Source organism: Pseudomonas sp. PME37.24/006 (genome assembly GCF_055556635.1).
This window is the reverse complement of the sequence record NZ_JBVHNL010000198.1, coordinates 1-256: the sequence shown is the minus strand read 5'-3', so window position 1 is coordinate 256 and position 256 is coordinate 1. Positions and strand designations below refer to the sequence as shown.

General features: G+C 73.8%; 1 protein-coding gene. It reads right to left on the bottom strand.

Annotated features, from left to right (window positions below; genetic code table 11):
• A partial coding sequence (locus ACZ3GY_RS24390) for a hypothetical protein (protein ID WP_465912365.1) occupies positions 1-256 on the bottom strand: 256 nt, incomplete at both ends.

Here is a 256-nt window from a genome sequence, read left to right as displayed (position 1 = left end):
GAACGGCTGGGCCCGGCCCGCCTCGCTGACCGCGGCGAACGCGGCGTTGGGCACGACGGCGGCCGCGAACAGCGCCAGCGCGATGGCCCAGCGCGGCGGGGAGAGCCGCTCATCCGCCTCCGCATCACCGGGCTCGGAAATGCGCCGACGGGTCGGGAGAAGGACCCACACCCACGTGATCGGCAGGTAGATCACCAGCGCGGCGATCAGCAGCCAGCCGCGCTCGACCGTCTCGGGCAGCGTCCACAGCAGGCTC